The sequence below is a fragment of the Comamonas granuli NBRC 101663 genome, from assembly GCF_000739995.1.
Classification (GTDB): Bacteria; Pseudomonadota; Gammaproteobacteria; order Burkholderiales; family Burkholderiaceae_C; genus Simplicispira; species Simplicispira granuli.
Map to the genome: position 1 here is coordinate 1 of NZ_BBJX01000026.1, position 1,721 is coordinate 1,721.

A 1,721-nucleotide genomic window follows, 5' to 3' on the forward strand; every position below is an offset into this window, starting at 1 on the left:
CCGGACCCCTCACCGGTCGCTCCCTGCTTCGAGCAAAGGCGGCGGCACTGCCGCTGCCAACGGCACTGCGGGTTGTTCCTGCGGCGCAGGTGACAGCTCTGCACCACGCGCCGGTGGCACCTGCTCGGCGCGCAGTCGCTCCAGTCCCGCCAGGCAGTAGTGAATGAACCAGAGCGAAGAGAAAACGAACACCAGGGTATAAATCCATATACCCAGCGGCACCAGTACCATAAACGCCGCAACGAACAGAATGCCCGATGCCCAGACGATGGCCGGCGCCGCCCCGAGAAAGCCGCTGACCACCCCCATGACCAGCAGGGCCACCCGGTGGCGCCGCAGCAACTCGGCCCGCTCCTCGGCGCTGGCATGCTCGGCCAGGGCATCAAAAGCCATGACCCGGTAAGTGAGCCATCCCCAGATCAGCGGCGGCAGGACGAGAACCAGCGGCGGAATCAACCAGAGCGGCATGGAGAGCAACAGCGCCACGAGCGCCAGCAGCGCAGATCCCAGGGACCATGCCAGACTGAGCCACCAGGAGCCGCCACGCTTGCGCTCCAGGGCAGGAAACCGCCTCTGCGCCACCAGGGACACCAGGGCCGGGGTCGCCAGCAAGGCGACCACCAGCAACGCCACAATCACCACGACAGGCGCCAGGCAGACGATGACGACCAAAGGCGCGACATAGTCCTTTGCCGCACCCCATCCCCAACCCTCCAGCGATTGCCAGACCGACGCCCAGACCGGCCAAGCATCCAGCCAGCCCGCCAGCCATTGCACCAGCGGATCCCAGAAGAAATAGCCCAAGCCCAAAGCGGCCCCCACCATCAGCAGCAGGGGCAAAAACGACAAAGCAATCACCCGCGGGTGTACGCAATAAACTGCCGCACGCCAGAACGCATCAATCATGGAACCCATGGGCGAAGCATACATCGCTGCGCCACAGACCGTGGCGCGGTGCGTTCACACGGCCTGCAGCAGCGCGAGATCCCGCTGCGTCAACCAGCGCCACTGCCCCGGCGCCAGGTCCGCAGACAACTCCAATCCACCGATGCGCCAACGGTGGAGTTCATCCACCCGATTGCCCACTGCCGCCAGCATCCTCTTGACCTGGTGGTACTTGCCCTCGGTAAGGGTCAGATCGATCGCGTTCTCTCCCAATGGCACGCACTGCGCCGCCCGAACCGGGCGCGGATCGTCATCCAGCACCACGCCCTCGAGCAAGCGCGCGACCTGAGCGGTCGTGACCGCATGCTTGAGGCGCACACGGTAGACCTTGGGAATGTGTTTTTTAGGCGACGCCATGCGATGGATGAATTGGCCATCGTCACTGAGCAAGAGCAGGCCCGTGGTGTCCTGATCCAGTCGCCCGACTGCCTGCACCCCAGGCACCGCGCCCTTTGCCGGACGCTGGCGCAAAGGCCCAGGCAACAGGGTGTAGATGCTGGGGTGGGCAGACGGCTTTTGCGAGCATTCCGTCCCCGCCGGCTTGTGCAGCATGACGTAGGCCTTGGCCTGATAGGCCCAATCAACACCTTGCACCCGAAAACGCAATCCCTCGGGCACAAACTCTGCCAGGGCATCGAGGCAGACCCGGGGAACGTCAGAATCATCCCCCTCAAAAACCTCGACACATCCGTGCTGCACCAGCCCGGCGCATATGCGTCGCGTGCCAAATCCTTGGGTAAAGAGAATTTCCTGGAGCTGCATTTTTGTATCCCCCC

At 64.0% G+C, this 1,721-nt stretch carries 2 protein-coding genes; both read right to left on the reverse strand.

The window, feature by feature from the left end; translation table 11 throughout:
• Window positions 1-9: 9 nt before the first annotated feature.
• Complete coding sequence (locus CGR01S_RS16025; protein WP_042429685.1) at window positions 10-915, reverse strand: EI24 domain-containing protein; 906 nt, start codon at window positions 913-915, stop codon at window positions 10-12.
• A gap of 45 nt (window positions 916-960) precedes the next feature.
• Window positions 961-1,707 (reverse strand): 16S rRNA pseudouridine(516) synthase, encoded by a 747-nt coding sequence (locus tag CGR01S_RS16030; RefSeq protein WP_042429688.1) that lies wholly within the window; start codon window positions 1,705-1,707, stop codon window positions 961-963.
• Between the last annotated feature and the right edge of the window lie 14 nt (window positions 1,708-1,721).